The following is a 4,877-nucleotide window of genomic DNA, read 5'->3' as shown; positions in this document are numbered from 1 at the left end:
TTTAGATCCCTCACGAGGCCGTCCTCACAGAGGATGGCCCTCCCCCCCAGCAGAGACTCCAGGGTTATGAGGACATTGAAGCCGTCTATGGCTAGGGTTTTGCCCTTGAGCTCCCCCGGCTTGAGGAGTTTTCTCCTAACTTCCTCCATCCAGGAGTCTGGGAAGACGCACCTCGCTAGTAGGTGCCTTTCCTCGGCGGTCAGCCTGTAGTGATTGGCCACAAAAGAAAGGGCGTTCTTCTTTCGGTAGCCCCTGTTGAGGAGGTACTTCAAGTCGAGATAGGCCTCGGTCAGCATGGATTAAAAAGGGAAAAACTTCAGATAACTTTTTCGAGGGTCTCTCCGTTCTTGCCAGTGTGTATCCTTAGCCGAACTTTGTCCCTCAGAAGGGAGCTCTTCACCTTCTTCGTCAGTATCTCGTCCACCTGGAAGATCCCGGCTGGATGCTTCATCCATATCTCAATGAGTATGGGGTGCTCAAAGTCGCCCTCCTTTATCTCGACCCTTTCTATAGCAAGGGCAGAAACCGCGTGAATGTCCACCTTGTCCCTCTTGTAGACCAGCCTGCTCCTCCCCGCCTCCATGTCGCAGCCGTCTGCTATTGTGACAAGCGAGCCCTCGATTGTCGTGCAGGGAACGGCCTCGTCGTGGGTATAGATGGTATTCAATGTCAGGGCCTTTAGCAGGAGGGGGTCGCGCTCCTCGAACTCCCCAACGAGCCTCTCAACTATCGGCTCGGCTAGGAAGACGCTGAACTCGTAGTGGTTCACCCTGTGTATCATGTTTCCTATGTCGTGGAAGAGCGCTCCAAAGGCCACTATGAACTCGCTCCACCAGGAGGGCTTCCCAAGCTTTTCAGCAGTCGTCTGGATACCGAACTTCTTAATGATTCTTAGGAGCTCAAGGGCCCTCCTCGTCGTCAGAAGGACGTGAACCGGCCCGTGGTCGTTGAACTGGTAGACGTTGAGGACTATGTAGTTGGTGGTCTCGAAGTAGTAGCGGTACCTGGAGAAGGCCTCCTCATAGGCCTGGTAAAGCTTCTCATCGCGAAGAAGCCCGCGTATCTCTTCAAGCAGTCCTTCCTCGGTATACACCTTTCCCACCTAAGAGGATAGGGCACGGCAGTTTTAAGGGTTATCTCACCCCAGCATCCCCTCAAGCTCAAGGATCTTCTTCGAGCGAAGGTAGACAACGGGTATTCCCCTCTCGCGAAGCCTCCTCCTCAGCCCCCTGTCGTTTGTGCAGACTATTACCCTCTCGTTCCTGCCAGCAAACTCAAGGATCTGGTCATCTACCGGCTTCCTTCCGAACTCCCCGACCTTGACCTTCTCAAAGCGCTCCGCCAGCTTTTTGGCCATCCTGACGGCGAGTAGATCCCTCCCCCTTGATTTTCTTTCGATGATCTCCAGTTCCTGGAGGACAACGTCCGGAATGACTATTTTGAAATTCACATCGAGAACCCTGTCGAGCTCGCCGATTATGTCAACACCGAACTGCCCAGGGACAAGGAGAAAATTCGTGTCCGGGACGACGAGCCACTCCTTCTTCTCCATAGGGACCACCGGGAGAAATAGGGGAAGGATCACTCCCTGATGAAGCCGTAGCCTATAAGACGCCACCTTGAGCCGACCTGCCTGCTTATCGCGACCCTATCACCGACCTCGGCACAGACCGGTATCTGGAGCTTCAGCTCGACGGTGTCCTTACCGAGGCCTGTGACGAAACCCATCGTCCTGGCGGTCCCGACGTTGAGAAGGAGAACTTCCTTCCTCTTTATCGGCTCGACCCTCAGTTCCTCCTCGGTTCCAACAACCCTCTCAAGAAGGTGAGCCTCAAGGATGAGCTCGTCCCACACCGGCGGGAGCTGACCGGGTCTCCCAACGACGTTCCCCGCCATCAGATCGCCCTTCGTGAGGAAGGGATCGAGCTTCGTTCCAACGCCTACCAGCCCACCAGGATAGGCCTCCTCAACGAACTTTCCGCCCGCCTGGAGCGAGACTATCTCGGTCGTTATGGGCTCGTACTTTATCCTCCCGTGCTCCTCATATGGGACTCCGGGCCTTATCTCGATCTCGTCTCCAACCTTCAGCTTGCCCTGGACTATTGAGCCTCCTATGACACCGCCGACGAGCTTCTCCGGGGGAGTTCCAGGCTTGTTGACGTCGAAGCTCCTCAGGACAAGCATCTTTGGTGGCCTGCTCGGGTCGCGCTTTGGAGTGGGGATGAACTTCTCTATCGCAGCGAGCAGGACGTCAACGTTTGAACCGTGCAACGCTGAAATTGGGATCACAGGGGCGTTCTCGGCTACCGTACCCCTAACGAACTCCTTTACCTCCCCGTACCTCCTCATCACAGTCTCACTGTCTACGAGCTCGATCTTGTTGAGGGCTATGACGATGTTCCTGTTGCCAACTATCTGCAAAGCCATGAGGTGCTCCCTAGTTTGAGGCATAACCCCTTCGTTGGCAGCTATGACCAGAACAGCCCCGTCCATGAGGGAAGCCCCTGCGAGCATCGTGGTCATCAGCGCCTCGTGACCCGGTGCATCGATGAAGGAAACGCGTCTCTCGAACTCGGTTTTATGACCACAGTAGGGGCAGATTGGCGAGGTGGAGTACCTGCCACAGTGGGGGCACTTCCTTATCTCCGCATCTGCGAAGCCTATCTTTATCGTGATGCCCCTTCTCAGCTCTTCGCTGTGCGTATCAGTCCAGATTCCGGTAAGAGCCCTGGTCAGTGTGGTTTTACCATGATCAACGTGACCTACCATGCCTATGTTAACCTCAGCCTGCCTAAACTCCTTCTTCTTTGCCATCTTCTCACACCCCTAACCATAGAAAGCGGGGCCGTTTATTAAGGTTTACCCGGGGGATAGAAGAAAAGAGGTCAGAAGACAACCTTCATGTTGACCTGCACTATGCTATGACTTATCGTGTTGCCGTGGACGGTCTTCTTCCTCCTCTCGCCCCTTTCGCTCGGCCTGAAGCCCGGCCCCCTTGAGAGGAGTATCCTGACCCTCCTCGGGCCGTGGACGTCGGGTCTCATGGGGAAGCCGTCCTTATCGGTCCCACCGGTTATCCTGAGCCTGGCATCCTCGGGGATTTCCTCGTCGCCGAATATCTCCCTAATGTTGAGGCCCAGCTCTTTGGCCGAGATCTCCTCACCGATGCGCATTCCTATGAGCTTCTCTGCCTCGCCACCGGTTAGCTCAACCTGCCTGGCTATACCACTCTTGGGATTTGATATAACCAACTTGAAAGTTGCCATTTCCTCCCACCTCCACTCATCAGCGGGATTCATTGGGCACTGCCCTTCCCCGACCGCTCTTGAGCGGAGCATTTAAAAACCTTACCGTGAAGCTTAAATAATCCATGGAGAAAGAGATCTCAGGTGAGAGTCATGGCGAAGGAAAAGACCACCCTCCCCCCAACCGGAGCGGGGCTCATGAGGTTCTTTGACGAGGACACGAGGGCAATAAAAATAAGCCCGAAGGGAGTGATAGGCCTCACGCTCGTCCTTATAGCGATAGAGTTCCTCCTCTACGCCTTCGGGCCGAGCATCTTCGGTTAGAGGAAGCTCGTCTTCTTCAACCCCCTTGCGTTCAGCTCCTCGTTTATTATTGACCTTACGACTTCTTCAAGTTGCTTGTCCATAAGGGACTCAACGTCGCCCTTTATCTTGTCTATGTCGTGCCTAAGCCCCTCAAGGAGCCTTATGTACTCCTTTGCCATCTCAAGCTGTCCCTCCTGGCGGACGAGCTGTTCCTTCAGGTGGTCGAAGTCCTCCCTCATCACCTGGTACTTCCTCAGCTCCCTCTGGAGCTCCTCTATCTGCCTCGTCAGCTGGTAGTTCTCCTCCTTGAGCTGTTCTATCAGCTTGTCCTTCGCTTCAAGCTCGTGCATCAGGTTGCTATACTCCTCGGCTATCTGATGGAGGTGTTCTATCTCTCTCAGCGGTGGAACCTTTCCGTCGCCGAGGATTATGACGTGAGGACCAACGTTCACAATGTCCTCAGGCTTTATCTTCATCTTCTTCTCGCTTGTGAAGATGCTCTGGCCCTTGCCGAGGTTCTCCACCTCCTTCATCCTCAGGATGAAGTAGAACTCGTCCCCCTCGACCTCAACGTTTATGTCGGTGACGTAGCCCAGTATCTTCCCCTCGGTCAGGGAGATAACGAACTTGTTAACGAGCTGATTCGCGCGACTGCTCTCCTCTGGCATAACCACCACCGCACAACTTTGAACGCCAGCATACTTAACCTTTCCGCCAATCCTTATAAACGACCGATCAAAGAGGGACTAGGTGAGGGGATGATAATATTCGCAGGGCGCTCAAACGTCGGAAAGAGCACTCTCATATTCAGGCTCACGGGAAAGGAGGTAAAGCGGGGAAAGCGCCCGGGGGTTACTAGAAGACCCGTTGAAGTGAACTGGAGGAACAGGAAGATCGTTGACCTCCCCGGCTTCGGCTTCATGAGCGGACTCCCCAAGGAAGTGCAGGAGAGGATAAAAGACGAGATAGTGGCCTTTATAGAGGAGAACGCCAACGAAATAGAGCTGGCAGTCCTCGTCGTGGACGGAAAGTCGGCACCGGAGATAATAGAGCGCTGGGAGAAGAGGAGCGAGATACCGATTGACGTCGAGTTCTACTTCTTCCTGAGGGAGCTCGGGATACCGACTATAGTTGCTGTGAACAAGGTTGACAAGGTCAAAAACCTTGAGAGAACGATTGCTTTCCTCGCTGAAAAGTTTGGGGTTTCGCACGCTGAAGCCAAAAACGTATTCATTCCTGTCTCAGCAAAGTTTGGGCAGAACGTTGAAGAGCTAAAAAGAAGGATTGAAAAAGAGCTTTAGAGAACCTCAAGGACGAGGTGAGTGT

General features: G+C 54.0%; 8 protein-coding genes. 2 read left to right on the top strand and 6 right to left on the bottom strand.

Features of this window, described 5'->3' with window-relative positions:
- The 5 genes from MVD07_RS08900 to MVD07_RS08880 form a co-directional block, all read right to left on the bottom strand.
- Positions 1 to 296, bottom strand: a 296-nt coding sequence (locus MVD07_RS08900; protein WP_297501032.1) for a DUF434 domain-containing protein, incomplete at its 3' end; no start/stop codon positions are given.
- Between the two features lie 20 nt (positions 297 to 316).
- A complete protein-coding gene (locus MVD07_RS08895; protein WP_297501044.1) occupies positions 317 to 1,093 on the bottom strand; it encodes a metal-dependent phosphohydrolase in 777 nt (258 codons plus the stop codon).
- A gap of 45 nt (positions 1,094 to 1,138) precedes the next feature.
- Positions 1,139 to 1,552 carry a PIN domain-containing protein gene (locus MVD07_RS08890; protein ID WP_297501029.1) on the bottom strand — a complete coding sequence of 138 codons (414 nt, stop codon included), beginning with the start codon at positions 1,550 to 1,552 and terminating at the stop codon, positions 1,139 to 1,141.
- A 29-nt stretch (positions 1,553 to 1,581) separates the two neighbouring features.
- A complete protein-coding gene (gene eif2g / locus MVD07_RS08885; RefSeq protein WP_297501026.1) occupies positions 1,582 to 2,814 on the bottom strand; it encodes a translation initiation factor IF-2 subunit gamma in 1,233 nt (410 codons plus the stop codon).
- 71 nt (positions 2,815 to 2,885) lie between these two features.
- Complete coding sequence (locus MVD07_RS08880; protein WP_297501041.1) at positions 2,886 to 3,266, bottom strand: 30S ribosomal protein S6e; 381 nt, start codon at positions 3,264 to 3,266, stop codon at positions 2,886 to 2,888.
- A 132-nt stretch (positions 3,267 to 3,398) separates the two neighbouring features.
- Between MVD07_RS08880 and MVD07_RS08875 the strand changes: the two genes are divergently transcribed.
- The gene (locus tag MVD07_RS08875; protein WP_297501038.1) at positions 3,399 to 3,569 is read left to right on the top strand and encodes a preprotein translocase subunit Sec61beta; all 171 of its coding nucleotides are present in this window, start codon (positions 3,399 to 3,401) and stop codon (positions 3,567 to 3,569) included.
- Here MVD07_RS08875 and MVD07_RS08870 read toward each other — a convergent pair.
- Complete coding sequence (locus tag MVD07_RS08870) at positions 3,566 to 4,219, bottom strand: hypothetical protein (RefSeq protein WP_297501035.1); 654 nt, start codon at positions 4,217 to 4,219, stop codon at positions 3,566 to 3,568. The two genes, MVD07_RS08875 and MVD07_RS08870, sit on opposite strands and share 4 nt — an antisense overlap.
- 90 nt (positions 4,220 to 4,309) lie before the next feature.
- Here MVD07_RS08870 and engB point away from each other — a divergent pair, with 90 nt between their 5' ends.
- Positions 4,310 to 4,852, top strand: a complete 543-nt coding sequence (engB, locus tag MVD07_RS08865; protein WP_297501023.1) for a GTP-binding protein EngB — start codon at positions 4,310 to 4,312, stop codon at positions 4,850 to 4,852.
- The last annotated feature ends 25 nt before the right edge of the window (positions 4,853 to 4,877 follow it).

This window comes from Thermococcus sp., assembly GCF_027008145.1.
Classification (GTDB): Archaea; Methanobacteriota_B; Thermococci; order Thermococcales; family Thermococcaceae; genus Thermococcus.
The sequence above is the reverse complement of the archived record's forward strand: the minus strand, read 5'-3'. Positions and strand labels throughout refer to the sequence as shown.